This is a genomic window from Halomonas sp. A020 (assembly GCF_027943625.1).
Taxonomy (GTDB): Bacteria; Pseudomonadota; Gammaproteobacteria; order Pseudomonadales; family Halomonadaceae; genus Vreelandella; species Vreelandella piezotolerans.
The window spans coordinates 2,306,563-2,322,698 of record NZ_AP022850.1; the positions used below are offsets into that span (position 1 = coordinate 2,306,563).

At 57.1% G+C, this 16,136-nt stretch carries 19 protein-coding genes; 14 read left to right on the forward strand and 5 right to left on the reverse strand.

What is annotated here, in order from left to right; all coding sequences use genetic code 11:
- Nucleotide 1 precedes the first annotated feature (1 nt).
- The 8 genes from FRH_RS10690 (at nucleotide 2) to FRH_RS10725 (ending at nucleotide 6,823) form a co-directional block, all read left to right on the forward strand.
- The gene (locus tag FRH_RS10690) at nucleotides 2–619 is read left to right on the forward strand and encodes a LysE family translocator (RefSeq protein ID WP_153842288.1); all 618 of its coding nucleotides are present in this window, start codon (nucleotides 2–4) and stop codon (nucleotides 617–619) included.
- Between the two features lie 37 nt (nucleotides 620–656).
- Complete coding sequence (locus tag FRH_RS10695; RefSeq protein WP_153842289.1) at nucleotides 657–1,364, forward strand: glutathione S-transferase family protein; 708 nt, start codon at nucleotides 657–659, stop codon at nucleotides 1,362–1,364.
- A gap of 46 nt (nucleotides 1,365–1,410) precedes the next feature.
- Entirely contained in the window at nucleotides 1,411–1,950 is a 540-nt protein-coding gene (locus FRH_RS10700) for a YaeQ family protein (RefSeq protein ID WP_153842458.1), read from the forward strand.
- A 304-nt stretch (nucleotides 1,951–2,254) separates the two neighbouring features.
- A complete protein-coding gene (locus FRH_RS10705; RefSeq protein ID WP_231125531.1) occupies nucleotides 2,255–3,193 on the forward strand; it encodes a lipid A deacylase LpxR family protein in 939 nt (312 codons plus the stop codon).
- A 54-nt stretch (nucleotides 3,194–3,247) separates the two neighbouring features.
- Nucleotides 3,248–3,568 carry a hypothetical protein gene (locus FRH_RS10710; protein WP_153842290.1) on the forward strand — a complete coding sequence of 107 codons (321 nt, stop codon included), beginning with the start codon at nucleotides 3,248–3,250 and terminating at the stop codon, nucleotides 3,566–3,568.
- 61 nt (nucleotides 3,569–3,629) lie between these two features.
- Nucleotides 3,630–4,169: a YetF domain-containing protein gene (locus FRH_RS10715; RefSeq protein ID WP_139525336.1), complete on the forward strand. Its 540-nt coding sequence runs from the start codon at nucleotides 3,630–3,632 to the stop codon at nucleotides 4,167–4,169.
- A 71-nt stretch (nucleotides 4,170–4,240) separates the two neighbouring features.
- On the forward strand, nucleotides 4,241–4,558 hold the full coding sequence (locus FRH_RS10720) for a DUF6693 family protein (RefSeq protein WP_153842291.1): 318 nt from the start codon (nucleotides 4,241–4,243) through the stop codon (nucleotides 4,556–4,558).
- Nucleotides 4,559–4,711: 153 nt separating this feature from the next.
- Entirely contained in the window at nucleotides 4,712–6,823 is a 2,112-nt protein-coding gene (locus FRH_RS10725) for a TonB-dependent siderophore receptor (RefSeq protein ID WP_244992995.1), read from the forward strand.
- Nucleotides 6,824–6,924: 101 nt separating this feature from the next.
- On the opposite strand, the gene FRH_RS10730 is transcribed toward FRH_RS10725, so the two are convergent.
- The 4 genes from FRH_RS10730 to FRH_RS10745 form a co-directional block, all read right to left on the reverse strand.
- Nucleotides 6,925–7,155, reverse strand: coding sequence for a DUF2798 domain-containing protein (locus tag FRH_RS10730; RefSeq protein ID WP_139525338.1), 231 nt, complete (start codon nucleotides 7,153–7,155; stop codon nucleotides 6,925–6,927).
- Nucleotides 7,156–7,178: 23 nt separating this feature from the next.
- Nucleotides 7,179–8,039 (reverse strand): glutathione-dependent disulfide-bond oxidoreductase, encoded by an 861-nt coding sequence (gene yghU, locus FRH_RS10735; RefSeq protein ID WP_139525339.1) that lies wholly within the window; start codon nucleotides 8,037–8,039, stop codon nucleotides 7,179–7,181.
- A gap of 249 nt (nucleotides 8,040–8,288) precedes the next feature.
- Nucleotides 8,289–8,714, reverse strand: a complete 426-nt coding sequence (locus FRH_RS10740) for an organic hydroperoxide resistance protein (protein ID WP_153842292.1) — start codon at nucleotides 8,712–8,714, stop codon at nucleotides 8,289–8,291.
- A 127-nt stretch (nucleotides 8,715–8,841) separates the two neighbouring features.
- Nucleotides 8,842–9,291 (reverse strand): MarR family transcriptional regulator, encoded by a 450-nt coding sequence (locus FRH_RS10745; protein WP_139525341.1) that lies wholly within the window; start codon nucleotides 9,289–9,291, stop codon nucleotides 8,842–8,844.
- 308 nt (nucleotides 9,292–9,599) lie between these two features.
- Between FRH_RS10745 and FRH_RS10750 the strand changes: the two genes are divergently transcribed.
- From FRH_RS10750 to FRH_RS10775, 6 genes are all read left to right on the forward strand, one after another.
- Entirely contained in the window at nucleotides 9,600–10,673 is a 1,074-nt protein-coding gene (locus FRH_RS10750; protein WP_153842293.1) for a TRAP transporter substrate-binding protein, read from the forward strand.
- 71 nt (nucleotides 10,674–10,744) lie between these two features.
- On the forward strand, nucleotides 10,745–11,371 hold the full coding sequence (locus tag FRH_RS10755; protein WP_139525343.1) for a TRAP transporter small permease: 627 nt from the start codon (nucleotides 10,745–10,747) through the stop codon (nucleotides 11,369–11,371).
- Between the two features lie 5 nt (nucleotides 11,372–11,376).
- Entirely contained in the window at nucleotides 11,377–12,657 is a 1,281-nt protein-coding gene (locus tag FRH_RS10760) for a TRAP transporter large permease (RefSeq protein ID WP_139525344.1), read from the forward strand.
- Between the two features lie 57 nt (nucleotides 12,658–12,714).
- Nucleotides 12,715–13,215, forward strand: coding sequence for a gluconokinase (locus tag FRH_RS10765; RefSeq protein WP_153842461.1), 501 nt, complete (start codon nucleotides 12,715–12,717; stop codon nucleotides 13,213–13,215).
- 79 nt (nucleotides 13,216–13,294) lie between these two features.
- Nucleotides 13,295–14,290 (forward strand): gluconate operon transcriptional repressor GntR, encoded by a 996-nt coding sequence (gene gntR, locus FRH_RS10770; protein ID WP_153842294.1) that lies wholly within the window; start codon nucleotides 13,295–13,297, stop codon nucleotides 14,288–14,290.
- Between the two features lie 88 nt (nucleotides 14,291–14,378).
- Nucleotides 14,379–15,215, forward strand: coding sequence for an MOSC N-terminal beta barrel domain-containing protein (locus FRH_RS10775; RefSeq protein WP_153842295.1), 837 nt, complete (start codon nucleotides 14,379–14,381; stop codon nucleotides 15,213–15,215).
- Here the strand turns inward: FRH_RS10775 and FRH_RS10780 are convergent.
- A complete protein-coding gene (locus tag FRH_RS10780) occupies nucleotides 15,175–16,080 on the reverse strand; it encodes a DMT family transporter (protein WP_139525347.1) in 906 nt (301 codons plus the stop codon). The genes FRH_RS10775 and FRH_RS10780 overlap by 41 nt on opposite strands.
- Nucleotides 16,081–16,136: the final 56 nt, after the last annotated feature.

The following is a 16,136-nucleotide window of genomic DNA, read 5'->3' on the forward strand; positions in this document are numbered from 1 at the left end:
GATGGAGTGGGTTGCCTTTCTTCTCGCCGCGCTGGGGTTTGCCTATTTACCCGGACCGGCGATGTTGTACACCGCTGCGCAAACGCTGGGACGCGGTCGGCGCGCAGGCTGGTTGGCGGTGACTGGCGTGCATTTAGGCTGCTACGTGCATGTGGTGGCTGCCGCTTTTGGTTTGGCTCTACTGTTCGCCGCCATTCCGCCTGCCTATCTTGCGATGAAGGTCATCGGTGGCATTTATTTACTTTGGATGGGGGTGCGCTTATGGCAACAAGGTATCCGGACGAACGCTGAGGAGCTGCCGCTCGCGACCACCAGACGGGTACTGCGCGATAGCTTTTTAGTGGAGGTACTGAACCCTAAAACGGCGCTCTTCTTTGTGGCCTTTTTGCCGCAATTTGTGCAGCCCGACAGCGCCATGCCGGTGGCATGGCAGCTCCTTTGGTTAGGCATTGCTACCAACGTTTTGTTCTCATCAGCGGATGTGGTGGTAGTGCTGTTAGCCAGCCCACTGCGTGCATGTCTGCAAACGTCTCACGGCTCTTCCAAGCTGATTCAGCGAATGGGAGGCGGTGTGTTGATGGGACTCGGAGGGAATACGCTGGTCCAGGCGGCACGGTAGGGCCATTCATTGTTATGTTCAACGTAAGGAGCGCAGCATGTTAGACCTATATATCGCTAACAAGAACTACTCTTCCTGGTCGCTGCGCCCTTGGGTGTTGCTGAAGGCGCTGGAGATCCCCTTTAACGAGCACTTGATGCCTTTCGAGGGTGGCTTTGGGGAGAGCCTCGCGACGTTCAAGCGCTTTTCACCGTCTGGCTTGGTGCCATGCCTAGTGGATAGCGAGCACAGTGTGGCCGTATGGGACTCGCTGGCGATTGTGGAGTATGTGGCGGAAACACACTCCAACGTATGGCCTCGGGCACGTGCTGCGCGGGCGTGGGCACGCTCTGCCAGTGCTGAGATGCACAGTGGCTTTGGCGCGCTGCGGGATGAATGCTCCATGAACTGCGGCGTTCGCGTGACAATGAACGCGCTCTCTCCAGGGCTGAAAAGTAATTTGGCCCGGTTGGATGCGCTGTGGCAAGAAGGGCTCGAGCATTTTGGCGGCCCGTTTCTGGCAGGCGAGCACTTTACTGCGGTGGATGCGTTTTACGCCCCTGTTGCGTTTCGGATACAAACCTTCAACCTGCCGCTAAGCGATGCCTCACTTGCCTATGTAAAGCGCCTATTGGCACTACCCGCCATGCAGGAGTGGTACGAGGCTGCCTTAAAAGAGACGTGGCGCGAGCCGATGCATGAAGAGGAAACGGTGAAAAACGCCACGCTCATTAGCGATGAACGCAGCGCCGCAGGAGAGCCATAAATCCGCTACACTGCGCGCCACTTCTTTTTCGAACGAGACCTTCGCCATGGCGCTGAGCGCTACCCCTTATAAAGTCGACGTTAACCTGACCGACCTGGACCGCAGCGTTTTCGAAACGCTGCGCTTTACGGTGGCTCGCCACCCCTCCGAAACGGAAGAACGTTTATGCGCTCGGCTGATTGCTTATGTCCTATGGTACAGCGAATCGCTGGCATTTGGACGTGGGTTATCGGATGTCGACGAACCCGCCTTATGGGAAAAAAGCCTGGATGGCCGAGTGCTGCACTGGATCGAGGTCGGTCTACCCGACGCCGAGCGTTTGATCTGGTGCTCGCGCCGCGCTGAGCGGGTGTCCCTGCTGGCGTATGGCCGCGTCGATATCTGGGAGAGTAAGGTGCTACCGGCCGTTGCCTCACTGAAAAATGTTCACGTCGCAGGGTTGCCGCAAGAGGCGCTGGCCACCGTTGCTGCAGATCTTCCCCGTGCGATTAATTGGGCCGTCATGGTTAGCGACGGTTCGCTGTTCATCACCGATGAAAATGGCCAGCATGAGATCACCCCGCAGTGGCTATTGCGGGAGCGTTGAAGCATCTTGTGCTAAGTTTTGATGGTCGGGCGGTGGGTCTGCCCGCCATGAAAGGGACTTCTTTTGGGCACGGTGGATGCGACAAAGCAATGTAGCTTGCTATCTAATTGTGTAATTACATACAATCAGCAATGTTTGTTGTTCCCCTGTGTCCCTGACTACCTGCTTCAGCACTCAACTCAAGGAATGAGCCATGATGCCCTCTGTTCTATGTTCCCGCGTTGCCCGTGGTAACGCCCCTGTTCATCAGAAAAAGCGCTACGCAGGAGGTCTCCGTAAAGCCATCCTGCCGCTGGTGCTGCCTATGACCCTGCTGCCCGCCGTGGCGCCCGCCGACGACAGTGCGCTGTCCATCAAGTTCGAAAACGATGGGTTTGCCAGCAGTGATGATGGTCACTTTACCAGCGGTTTCGAGCTGAACTGGATGTTTACCCCCGAGCCGCAAAGCTGGACCCAGCGTTTGGCTGTGGCGTTACCCGATAGCCTGATTGGCGAAGCGGATCGCGCCTCGTATCGCTTGGTACATCAAATTTACACTCCCAATGTGATCGAGCGCCGCGACTTGATCGAAGACGACCGCCCCTATGCGGGGTTAGTGTACGGGGGCGTGTCGCTTTACGAGGATAAAGCGGTAGGCCGCTGGCAGCAGGCGACGGATCTGCATCTAGACGTTGGTTTGGTGGGGCCTTCATCACTGGCAGACAGTATTCAGCGCGAAGTGCACCGCGTGACCGACAGCGACCGTCCGCGCGGTTGGCGTAACCAGCTGGGTGACGAGGCCATCCTCAACCTGACCATGCGCCGCCAGTGGTGGCATGATGCGCCATTGGCCGGCAAGCAGTTTTCTCATGGGCCAAGCGTTGGCGCGGCGCTGGGTAATTTGTATACCTACGCCAGCGCGGGTTATAGCGTGCGTTGGGGGGACGATGCGCAGGGAGTGCCGACGCTAACGCCCAATCCTGGCAGCCGCCATCAGCTCGAGGGCACCCGCGGGTGGCAGTGGTACCTGTTTGCGAACGTGGAAGGGTACTACATGGCGCAAAACCTGACGCTCGATGGCAACACTTTCCGCAACAGCCACTCGGTCGATCGCAACGAATGGGTGGCCGAGGCGTCTGCCGGGTTGGCACTGGCCTGGGATGCGTGGCAGGTGACCTACGCGGCCGTTCAGCGGACCCGAGAATTCGATGGGCAAGACGAGCAGGATAAATTTGGCGCACTAACACTCACCAGACGCTTTTAAGACCTTCATCGATAGCCGGTGGGCGCGGCTTTAGGGGCTAATAGGGGGAGGGCGATGGCCAATCAGTATCCTCACACGCCAGATGGCCGCTATTTCGTTGCCAAGAATCGGCTTTGGCGTTGCACCGACCCGCGCCTCTCGGAAGGGGAGAAGCGCCTCCATATCAAAGCGCTGATGAAAGCGCGTCGGGCGGTACGCAGCGCTCAGCAACAGGAAGATGAACATGCGCTGCGCCAAGCGCGTCAAGCGGTACAAGCAGCGAAAGAAGCGTTAGGGGAGCGCGGGCCCGTATGGTGGGAAGATGGCGCGCCTGATGAGGGTGGCCTTGCGCCTCACAATAGCTCCTACGCCCAGTGGTGGGCGTCGCGCTCCTAACCCACGGTTGCTACCCTGAGCAGTCGAAGAGATAGATGTCTTCACTTAGGAGTAGTGACATATGGAGATGGTTTTTTTTAGCAGTTGGGAAAGTTTAGGTCGCACGCTGATCGTAGGCGTGCTTGCCTACGCGGTGCTGATCGTATTTTTACGCTTGTCAGGCAACCGTACGCTTTCCAAAATGAACGCCTTCGATCTGATTGTGACAGTGGCGTTGGGGTCGACGCTGGCCACGGTACTGTTGTCCAAAGACGTGGCGCTGGCCGAAGGGGCGCTGGCGTTGGGGTTACTGATTTCTCTACAGTTCATAATTACGTGGCTAAGCGTGCGCGTGAGCTGGGTCAAACGGGTAGTCACCGGTGAGCCGCTCTTACTGCTGTACGAGGGCGAGCTGTTGCTCGACGCGCTCTACAGGGCGAGGGTAACACGCGATGAAGTTCGCTCTGCCGTGCGCAGTAGCGGGTTAGCCAGCCTCGACGCTGCCCAGGCGGTCGTGCTGGAGACCGATGGCTCGCTGAGTGTGGTGAAGCGTAGTCGCCGAGCAGATGAGTCCAGTCTGGCTGGCGTGCGAGGGGCTAGGTGTGAAGGCTGGGAGCGATAGTCATCGTTCACGGCGAGCTTCGACGATGGTACGCTGCGCTCCCTCTTTCTATTACCGTGCAAGGGCAACCCGTGAACGTAAAAGCGGATCTTTCGATTTTGGACATCATCGGCCATTTGTTGATTTGGGTGGTATTGACCCTGATTACCTTTGGCATCGCGCTGTTTTTCTTTCCTTATTCGTTTGCTCGCTTCGTGATCAATCGCACCCGTGTGATCGATAACACGACGGGCATCGAGCGGAGAATGGTGTGCGATATCAATATTTTCAGTAATTTGGGGCATATCATTCTATGGATGGTGATCTCGTTTCTCACCTTGGGACTTGGTTATATTTTCTACTTTTACCGGGTGTGGAACTACGCCCTGAATAACGCTCGCCTGCAGTAATCTCTCCGGTTGTACTTCCCAACAGCGCCACGACACTCCCTCTGCCGAGCATCGGCAGGGGAGTGTGTGTCATTGACAACCCATGTACAACTCCCTATATTTGCGTGAATAAAAATTACTATCATTAATATTAATATTCGCTCCGGGATCTACATGATGAAAACCACACCTAGCTTTCGACTGCGGTCACTTGGCGTTGCGGTCGCCCTTGCGTCTGCTGCTTCGGTATCGGCAGCCAATGCACAAGACAATGCGTCTGATAGCGTCAATTTAGAAACAGTGGAAGTGACTGCAGACGCTGCAGGCCGCTTTGGTTATAGCGACGCCGAGCGCGAACCTGGCGTAGGCAAGTTGGATGTTCCCCTGGCCGAGCAGCCTTACTCCATGTCCGTCATCGACCAGGAGTTCATTCAGGATAGCGGTGCTAAAAACATTCAGGATGCACTGCTTTATACTCCCGGCGTCTATGCGGGCAACTTTGGCTTCGACACCCGTGGCGACAGCGCCAAAGTGCGCGGGCTGGATGCCGGTCGCTATTTGGATGGCCTGCGTCAAGTATACGGTTCTTACAATACGGTTCGCACCAATGTATACGCTCTAGAAAGCGTAGAGGTGCTACGCGGTCCCTCTTCCATGCTGTACGGTCAAGCGGATCTGGGCGGTATCATCAACGGTGTCTCGAAGCTGCCGCAAGAGGAGCGCAGCGGTGAAATATGGGCCCAGTATGGCTCTTATGACCGCAAGCAGCTCGCAATGGACGTGACGGGGGCCGCTGATGAGGATGGTGAGTTTCTGTATCGGCTCGTCGCGTTGACCCGCGATAGCGATACCCAGGTCGATCACGTCGAAGATGATGGCTATTTGTTTGCGCCTTCATTTACCTGGCGCCCCAGCGATGACACCCATATCACGCTGCTGTTCAATCGTCAGGAGAACAAGGGGCAGGTGTCGGCACAGTTTCTTCCCCAAGTAGGCACCTTGGAACCAGGGTCACTCGGCTTCATTGGCTCGGAACGCTTCGTCGGAGAGCCTGGTTGGGATCGTTATGACCGCGAAAAAACCGAAACCACGCTGTTCGTCGATCATCAGCTCAACGATGACTGGGCGTTTGCCGCCACCGCGCGCTATACCGACTCCAGTACCGAGACCCGCGAGCACTGGGTCGACATTCCCAGTATTCCCGATGCGGATGGCAATGTCAGTCGCACCATTTTTACGGCGGATGCCCAAACGCGTATTCTCAATATGGATGCTCGTCTGGAAGGCTCGTTCGAACTCGGTAACACCCAGCACACGCTCATTGCGGGTGTCGACCGTCAGGACGCCCGCTGGTCGCAGGATAACTATAGTTCGGTGCCCGGTGGTGGTGGTCAGTTCAACGTCTACAACCCCCAATATGGCAACTTGCAGTTAGATTCATTGAACCCCACCGATCGTCCGGATAATGAAATCGAGCAGGTCGGCATCTACGTAGCCGACCATATCGAGGTAGGGCCGGTGGTGGTGTCTGCTGGCCTGCGTCGTGACTGGGCGGAGAACCGGACGCTGGCGCTGTCTGGGCCGGATACCGTCAGCGATGAGGGCGAAACCACGGGCCGCGTGGGGTTGATGTACCGTTTCGATAACGGTTTCTCGCCTTACGTGAGCTATTCGGAAGCGTTTGCCATGAACCTGGGTACCGACGGGACGGCCAATCCGAGTCCGTTGAAACCCACGACCGGTGACCAAGAAGAGGTTGGTTTCAAGTACGTCTCTCCTGATCAATCGTTGGCCATTAGCGCTGCCTATTTCGATATTACGCAGCAAAACCGTATTAGCGACGGCGTTACCCCCGGCGGTGTCGAACAGCTAGGTGCCGTGGTCGATGGCTGGGAACTACAGGTCAACAAGCGCTGGCAGCAGTTTGAGACCCAGGTGGCCTACACTAACTTGAACGCTAGCAACGATAGTACCGGCACGCGGTTACCCTACGTAGCCGAAGAGCAGGCTTCCTGGTGGAACCGCCTGTACGTTGGCAGTAACTGGCGTATTGGCGCTGGCGTGCGCTATGTCGGTGACAACGTCGGCTCTGGCGGTGCGCCGGTGGTGCCCTCTAGCACGCTATACGATGCAATGGTCGGTTACACTATGGGCGAGTGGGACTTCTCGGTGGACCTGAAAAATGCCACCGATGAAGAGTACGTCTCCTGGTGCCGTTATGACGGCGGCGACTGTGGCTACGGCGACCGCCGCAGCGTCACGGCCAACGTACGCTATCAGTTTTAAGGTAAACGATGCGTGACGCGCGTTGGCGAAACGTCACATACACAACGGGGCCTGCTCATCGCAGGCCCCGTTGTTTTTTGGAACTCGACGTGATGCCACGGTTAGTGTGGCCGCTTGATCAGCAGCTTCACTAAACGCCGCACGATAGGGGAGACTAGATTGATGACCGGCAGCGCGACGGCAAAGGCAAACAGCCACGCTTTGAGCCAAATCATCACGATTCCCTCGACGAGGCCCACGTTATACAACGTAATCACCAGCGACATGATGCATGACATGAATAGCGCCATCAGGCATGAAAATATCAGCTGGGCGTATTTCGGATCGAACATCGTGCGTTTCCTAAATACGCGAATCAACGCTTGTCTTCGGTTTTTTCAGTAAAATCGCTGGCGTCATGGCGCTCGTGAAGCTGCTCGCTGGGCTCGCCCCAGGTGCGGTTCACCATACGGCCTCGCTGTACTGCGGGGCGGGCATCTATCTCTTCCGTCCAGCGCAATACGTTGGTGTACGTATGCGCTTCTAGGAACTCGGCCGCCTCGTATACGCGGTTCTTAACCAGCGCGCCGTACCAAGGGTGAATTGCCATGTCGGCAATCGTGTATTCATCGCCCGCCATGAAGCGGTTGTCGGCCAAGTGACGATCCAGCACGTCTAGCTGACGTTTGACTTCCATGGTGTAGCGGTCGATCGGATATTGGTACTTCTCTGGTGCGTAGGCGTAGAAGTGTCCAAAGCCGCCGCCCAGCATCGGTGCGCTGCCCATTTGCCAGAACAGCCAAGAGAGACACTCGGTGCGCTTGGCGGGGTCTGTCGGCAGGAACTCTCCGTATTTCTCCGCGAGGTACAACAAGATGGCCCCTGATTCGAACACGCGCTGGGGTGGGGTCACGCTGTGATCCATCAGCGCCGGGATCTTCGAATTGGGATTCACCTCGACGAAGCCACTACCAAACTGATCGCCTTCGCCGATTTGAATCAGATGCGCATCGTATTCGGCGGCGGTGACGCCTTTTTCAAGCAGCTCTTCGAGCATGACCGTCACTTTGACGCCGTTAGGTGTCGCCAACGAATAGAGCTGTAGGGGGTGCTTACCAACGGGTAGCGGCTTTTCGTGGGTCGCGCCTGCCACCGGGCGGTTGATATTGGCAAACTTGCCGCCGTTGCCCGGCTCCCACTTCCAAACCCGCGGTGGCGTGTAGGTCGTATCGCTCATAATAGCCTCGCTGTTGAACAGGTGATAAGTGCAGTACCAATTGCCTAGCTTGCTAAGTTGTGTCTTTTTAATGGGGACGTAAAACCTGGGTACAAGGGTAGTTCGCGTGTTCGTCAAATAAAAATATACAGGGCGTATAGGGGGACTGACGGTAGGAGCTGTCTGGATGACCCGCAAGGGTAAAAGAAAGCGCAGAGCAGATGCAGTGTCGCCGCCTTGCCGATTGGCAAGGCGGCAAAGAGAGCGGCTTTACACCAGTGTCAGCGTGACATCGATGTTGCCACGAGTGGCATTGGAGTAGGGGCAAACGATATGCGCTTTATCGACCAGTGCCCGCGCAACGTCCTTCTCAAGACCCGGCAAGCTGATTTTTAGCTCTACTTCGATCCCAAACCCCGTGGGGATAGCGCCAATGCCTACGCTACCATCGATCTGAGTATCTGTGGGCAGTTTGACTTTTTCTTGGCTGGCCACGTGCTTCAGCGCGCCTAGAAAGCAAGCGGAGTAGCCTGCCGCAAACAGCTGCTCTGGGTTGGTGCCGTCGCCACCTGCGCCACCCAGCTCTTTGGGGGTGCTCAGTTTGACATCCAGCGCGCCATCGGAGGACTTGGCATGGCCTTCACGGCCACCCTTGGCGTGAGCATGTGCACGATAAGCAATCGTTTCAATCGACATAGACGTCTCCTTTTTTGGTCGTTAAGTGGGTCATGCTGGGATAATGATCTGTTTTAATTTAGTCCAGCTTTGTTTTGCGCGCAATATAATTGAGCGGAAAAACGTTTCCCATTGAAAAAGCGGGTCGTCATTTTGCTTTTTGCAAACTCTCACGCAGCTGTACTAAGTCCTCTTTGAGCTGCGTCAGGGCCTCGACCGATTTCTCACTGGCATTCACTACGCAGCTAGGGATGTGGCGAGCCTGTTCGCGCAGCGCCCGGCCTTTGTCGGTGAGAAAGAGCTCGACGACGCGCTCATCTTGCACGCTGCGCTGGCGGCGCAGTAGCTGGTCCGCCTCCAAGCGTTTGAGCAGTGGAGTGAGTGAGCCAGGGTCCGTCAGCAGTCGCTTACTCAGCGCGCCAACGGTAATGCCATCTTCTTGCCATAGCACGAGCATGGCGAGGTATTGCGGGTAGGTCAGCCCTAGCTCTTTCAAAAGTGGTTTATAGATTTTGGTCATCGTCAACGACGTTGAATAGAGGGCGAAACAGAGCTGGTGATCGAGCTCAAGTTCGCTGCAAGGGTCTAACGCAGGCATGTGGACTCCCAGACGAAATGCATAGTGGGTAATGTAGCGCGCCAAACGATGAGTGGCTATCCCTAGACGTTGGTCGTAAGTGAGCAGTTTTGTTTTGACACCCCGCCAAGCGATCGCTAGCCTTCGCTTATTGAATGTTACCGGTAACAAAAAAGGCGTAACCCGTCGATTAGCCGCAGCATTCATATTGACGCGTTATTCGATAAAGCGAATGAAGACGCGGCTCGCTCGGGTGGCAGATAAACGCTCAGCATCTCAGTACACCACTGCTCAACATTTAACAACAATGAATGTTTGGAGATAACGTCATGACAGCGATTTGGCGCAGCACGCTTACTCTGGTAGGCGCAACGACTCTGACCTTTGGTATGGCTCATGCCCAAAGTCCCGAGCTTTCCGATCCGCCCGCCATCGAAGGGGATATCGTCGCCGACCACGGTAGCCACACGCTTCGTATGGGTATTGGTTTGTCGGAAACGTCCCCGCAGTTTCTCTCTAGCCAATACTTTGGCGAGATTCTAGAGCAGCGCACCGAAGGCCGTATCACGGTCAACGTGTTCCCCAACAGCCAGTTGGGCGACGATGTTCAGATGATGGAAATGCTGCAGACCGGCACGCTAGACATGACCTATCCCTCCAGCTCAGCCACCACTGGCTACGTTGAAGAGCTGTCTGCTTTTGATCTGCCGTTCCTGCTGCCCAGCCGTGAAGCCGCCATTGCCGTCATGCAGAGTGACGTAGCGCAGGAAATGCTGGATAAGTTCGAGGGTACCGGCCTGAAAGCATTGACGTTCTCTGAGAATGGCTACCGTCAGCTCTCCAACAGCGCGCGTCCGGTCGAATCGCCGGAAGACGTCGCCGGTTTGGACGTTCGCGGTTTGAGCGTGCGCACCATGCAGAATCCGGTGCACTTGGCGATTTGGGAAGCATTAGGTGCTAACCCCACGCCGATGGCGTTTGGCGAGCTGTTCTCTGCCCTAGAGCAGGGCGTGGTCGATGGCCAGGAAAATCCCTGGAGCACCATCCTGACATCCAACTTCAACGAAGTTCAGGATTACGGCACCGAAACTCGTCACGTTTATACACCGTTCATCATGATGTTGTCCGAGCGTACCTGGGACCGTATGGCACCCGAGTACCAAGAGCTGGTGCTTGAAGCCGCGCGTCAATCCGCCGAGTACGAAATTCAGCTCTCTGCTGAGTATGACGACTGGTCCCGTGAGCAGTTAGAAGCCCGCGGTATGCAAATCACTCGCCTGAGCGATGAGCAACTGGCCGCGTTCCAAGACGCCGTGCAGCCCGTTTATGAAGAGTGGGCACCGCGCATTGGCGAAGATCTGATCGCTGAAATTCAACAGATCGTTGAAGATGCCAGCAACTAATACGCACCATTAAGCGCGCCATCGGGCAGGCCATTGTGCCTGCCCGACTTGTCAGTGCCCTTGGAGTTCTTATGACATCCTCCTCAACACCTCCCAACGCTGATCCCTCTTTGGCAGCGCCCATCATGGAAGATCCTTCGGTTTACCTGGACGATCCCAATCGCAAGCTGCTGGAAATCGATACCGACACGCGCCAGGGCCCTGCGCTGTTTCGCTGGTTAACGCTGGGTATGGAATATCTGATTGGCATGATCTTGGTGGCGTTGATCGTCGCGGTGTCGAGCAACGTGGTGGGCCGCTCGCTGTTCAACCACTCGCTCCCCTGGGTCGATGAGCTGGCGCGCATGCTGTTCATTTGGCTGGTCTTCATTGGTGCGGCGGCCGCGTTCGCCCGCTATGAACATATTGCTGTGGATGCGCTGGTGCGGCGTCTGCCGCTGCGCTTCGCACACATGCTCTACTGCCTGCAGCACCTGATCATTACGGGTTTGATGCTAGTGATGGTGTTTGGTGGTTATCAAGTCTTGTCACGCTCCAGCGGTCGCTCGGCCATCATGGGCGTGCCGCTCAGCCTTGTGAGTCTTTCCCTCGTGCTATGCGTTGCCTTCATTGCCGCCGTGTCACTGTGGCGGGTATGGATGAGCATACGCGTGATCGTTCAACCACACGACCCATCGACCAAAGCGCAAGGGGAGTAATCGACATGCTGTGGATTTTTCTGGCTATTTTATTGGTCTCGATCATCATCGGCTTACCTATCGCTTTTGGTTTGGGAGTCGCGGCGCTGGTGATGGCCGTCCTATCGGATATTCCGCTCTCCATCCTGATCGAGCAGTCCATCCGTGGGGTGAATAGCTTCCCGCTACTGGCCATTCCGTTCTTTATTTTGGTCGGCGAGGTCATGAGTAACGGCGGCATCGCGCGCCGTTTGATGGAGTTAGCCGGTGCGCTGGTCGGCTTCATGCGCGGTGGCTTGGGGCAAGTGGCCATCACTGGCTCGATGTTCTTTGGCGGCATCAGCGGCTCGGCAGTGGCCGATACAGCGGCCACTGGCTCGATGATGATTCCCTCGATGAAGCAGCAGGGCTACACCGCTGCCAACGCCACGGCGATCAATACCGTTTCATCGGTGATCGGGATCATCATTCCTCCTTCCATTCCACTGATTCTGTACGGCATCGTAACGGAAACGTCCATTAGCCGCCTGTTCATCTCCGGTATCGTTCCGGGGTTACTCATCGGTGCGGCCTTGATGGTCACCACCTTCATTCTGGCCAGCAAGCAGGGTGGCGGGGTGCGGCAATTTCGCTGGGACGTGCTCTGGAAAGCCTTCAAAGACGCTTGGCTGGCCCTGGTGCTACCGGTCATCGTGATTGGCGGCATCATTGGCGGTGTGTTTACGGCCACCGAAGCGGCGGTCGCTGCACTGCTTTACTCGCTGGCAATTTCGCTGCTGGTGTATCGTGAGTTCAAACTCTCAGAACTGGTCGGCATGCTGATTCGTACCGCCAGGCTCTCCGGTATGGTGATGATGCTGTTGGCCTTTGCCACCGTGATTGCCTGGTTCTTGACCATCAATATGGTCCCGCAAACCCTGGTACGTCAGGTACAGGCGATTACTGAAGAGCCTTTTTTGCTGCTGCTGATCGTGGCGGCCCTGCTTCTGATCGTCGGTTTCGTGATGGATCTGACCCCGGCCATGGTCATCATGGCGCCGATGCTGGCACCTATCGTCACCTCGGTGGGTGTGGATGCCGCTTACTTTGGCGTGCTCATGGCCTTCATTCTGGGAATTGGGCTACTCACGCCGCCGGTGGGCACCTGTCTTTACGTGGGCTGTGGCGTGGGTAAAGTCTCCATGGAGTCTTTGGTCAAGGCCATGTTGCCTTACTATGCCGCGCTGCTTGTGGTGCTGGTGCTGCTCATCGCCTTTCCAAGCATCGTGACTTGGTTGCCCGACCTCACCGCCGTGCGCGGTAACTGATAGGAGCCGCGTGTGACGACTGATTCAAATCATAACGGCTCATATCGCATTCTCGTCATGGGGGTTTCTGGATCGGGAAAATCGCATATTGGTCAGCAGTTGGCTGCGACGCTAGGTGCCACCTTCATCGATGGCGATGATCATCACTCGCCCGCTAACGTGGCCAAAATGGCCAGCGGCACACCGCTAAACGACGATGACCGCCGCGACTGGTTGGCAACTCTGGCCATGCTGTTTGCTGAGTTCAAAGCGCGAGGCGAATCGGTGGTGATTGCCTGCTCTGGTCTCAAGCGGCGCTACCGCGACCGCTTGCGAAAAGGGGATAGCGAACTGCGAATTTTGTACCTGGAAGGCACCCACGAGCTACTGCGGAAGCGCTTGGAAACCCGAGCCGGGCACTTTTTCAAAGGCGATAACATGTTGGCCAGCCAATTGGCCGACTTGGAGCCGCCCCAGGTAGACGAAGCCGTGACGCTCCCCATCAGCTTAACGCCTGCGGTGATCGTGGAACGTTTTAGCGCTACGCTCGCGCCCACGCCGCGCCGCTCATTAGGCTAAAGGAAGGGATAGGCGGCGGGCCCTGCTATTCGCTATGGTAGGGTTCGAGCGCCATCCATTGTACAAGGCAGCGACGCCATTGAAGAAAAAACGCCCTACATTACAAGATATTGCTGATCGCGTTGGTGCCACCAAGATGACCGTTAGCCGCTGTTTACGCGACCCGGAAACGGTATCGGAAGGGCTTCGAGAGCGCATCTTCGGCATCGCCGAGCAGCTTGGTTATATACCCAATCGTGCCCCGGATCTGCTCTCCCGCGCGACCAGTCACTCGATAGGCGTACTGGTCCCCTCGTTGACCAACCAAGTATTTGCCGACGTCATCGTGGGGATCGAAGCCCATACCGAACCGGCAGGCTATCACTTGATGCTCTCCCACTACGGCTATAGTCAGGAGCTCGAGGAGCGCAGCCTTGCCTCGCTACTGTCGTATAACGTAGATGGGGTGATTCTCTCTGACCATGATCACACGCCGCGCAGTCTACGCATGCTGGAAACGGCGGGTATTCCCATCGTCGAGATCATGGATACCCACCGCCCGCCCCTGCAGCAGGCAGTAGGCTACGACAATGTACGCGCCGCTTACGACATGGTCAGCGAGATGATTCGCCGCGGTCGTCGTCAGGTGATCTACCTCGCCGTTCGGCTCGATGAGCGTACCCGGCAACGGGAGCAGGGGTATCGCCAAGCCATGGAAGAGCAGGGGCTCACGCCGGTGACCCTGCAGAGCAGCCAGCGCTCCTCCTATACCGTCGGGGCCGCGCTGATGCAGGAAATTCAGCGCGACTACCCAGAAGCAGACGGCATTTTTTGTACCAACGACGACGTAGCCGTAGGGGCTTATTTCGAGTGTCGGCGTCAGGGCGTCGACGTGCCCGCAAGGATGGCGATTGCCGGCTTTCATGGGCACGACGTGGGCCAAGCGATGTCACCCCGCTTGGCCAGCGTCGTGACGCCCCGCCAAGCCATCGGTGAGGCGGCCGCCCAAGCGTTGTTGGCGCGCATTCGTGGTGAGACGTTGGCGCAGAGAGTCGTGGATTTGGGATACCGCATCGAAGCAGGCGACACGCTATAGCGGCGCGACCAAAAATCGTTTGGCGGTGCATCAGAACCTCGTTAGGCTAACGGTTCATTTTGCCATGCCCTAGGCGTACGAGGCCGCTGTGAACATTACCCAATTGACGGTTTATCCAGTGAAATCCCTTCGGGGGATCGATGTGACCCAGAGCGAGATTCATGCCCACGGCCTCGCTTGGGATCGCCGTTGGATGCTGGTGGATGCCCAGCAACGCTTCGTCACCCAGCGCCAGCTACCTGCGCTGGCCACGATCACCGTGGCGTTGACCTCCGATGCCCTGGTGCTCTCTCACCCCACCGTCGAGCCGATTTCCATTTCACTGGAAGAGCCCAAGGGCAACTTGCGGCTGGTATCGGTGTGGAGTGATCACTGCAAAGCGCTGCCGGAGAGCGAGGCGGTGTCCGAGTGGCTAGAGGCGGCATTGGGTGAGTCGGCCAAGGGTGTGAGTCTGGTGCGTTTCGCCACTACCTTTACACGGGCGGTGGAAGACGATTTTCTGGCCGGTGGCGAGGCGCACACCTACTTTGCCGATGGTTATCCCTTTTTGATCACCACTACCGGTTCGCTGGATGCGTTGAACAACGCGCTGGTGGCGGGCGGCAATACACCGGTGCCCATGAATCGGTTTCGGCCCAATATCGTGGTGGATTGCGACGAGGCCTGGCAAGAGGATGGTTGGGCGACGATCGAGAACGGCAGCTATCAGCTCACCCTGCGTAAACCCTGCCAGCGCTGCAAAATCACCACCGTCGACCAGCAGACCGGCACGATTCCTACTCAAGCCGAGCCACTGAAAACGCTGCTGGCACTGAATACCCAACCCCACTTGAAGGGCGCGCACTTTGGCCAAAACGCCACGTTGACGGCGGGGGAAGGTAGCGTCATTCGTGTGGGGGAGGCGGTCTCCGTAACGCCCCGCTAGGCCTAAAACGTAGCATTTTCGTGGCAATGGCAGTGCCCAGTAGGGTAATCACCATCCCCGCAATGACCTGTAGACTCAGCGTTTCATCCAGTAGCCAATAGCCCCACAGCAGGGCGCTAACGGGGACTAAGAAGGTGACCGTCGAGGCTGCCGTTGCGCCCGCGCTTGCCAGTAAACCAAAGTAGAGCAAGAACGCCAGTGTCGTGCTGAGCATGGCCAACGCCAGCGCGTTGCCCCACGCCAAGGGGCTGATGGGGTCGCTTGGCCACAGCAGCACGCCGGGAATCAGTAGCACCAGGGCCGACATGGCACTGCTGCCCGCGGCAAGCACCCGCGTAGGCAAATGGCCCAGGCGCGTTTTGGAATAGTTGCCCGCGATGCCGTAGCAGAACGTGGCGCCGAGGATCGCGATGATGAACCAGCCGTCGCCGCCGAGTGCGAAGTCCAGTCTGTCTGCCGAGAGCACGTACACCCCCAACAGCGCGAGCGCCAATCCCAAGTACTGCTGGCGTTGCACAGGGGTCGCAAAGAAGGCGGCGCCCAGCAGGGCAGTGAAAATGGGGGTCGTTGCATTGATGAGCGAGGTAAAGCCTGCCTCTAGCCGAGTAGTGGCCAGGGCCAGTAGCGAAAAAGGCAGCACGTGGTTGACTACCCCGAGCAGCAGCAGCGGCCCCTTATGCTGCCAAATCAGACGCACGTAGTGCAGGCTCAGCAGCAGCGGCAGTAGCAGCAGAGCGCCAATGCCCATTCGTACCAACACCAGCGGTATCGGGCCGAACTCGGGCGCCGCGACGCGCATAAAGATGAACGACAATCCCCATAACGAAGAGAGCAGTAGCAAGCGCAGCGTATCGGCCGATGACATGGAGTGTCCTTACCGTGGTATGTCGGTCTTTTTAAAGAGATGAACAGCTTAACGAC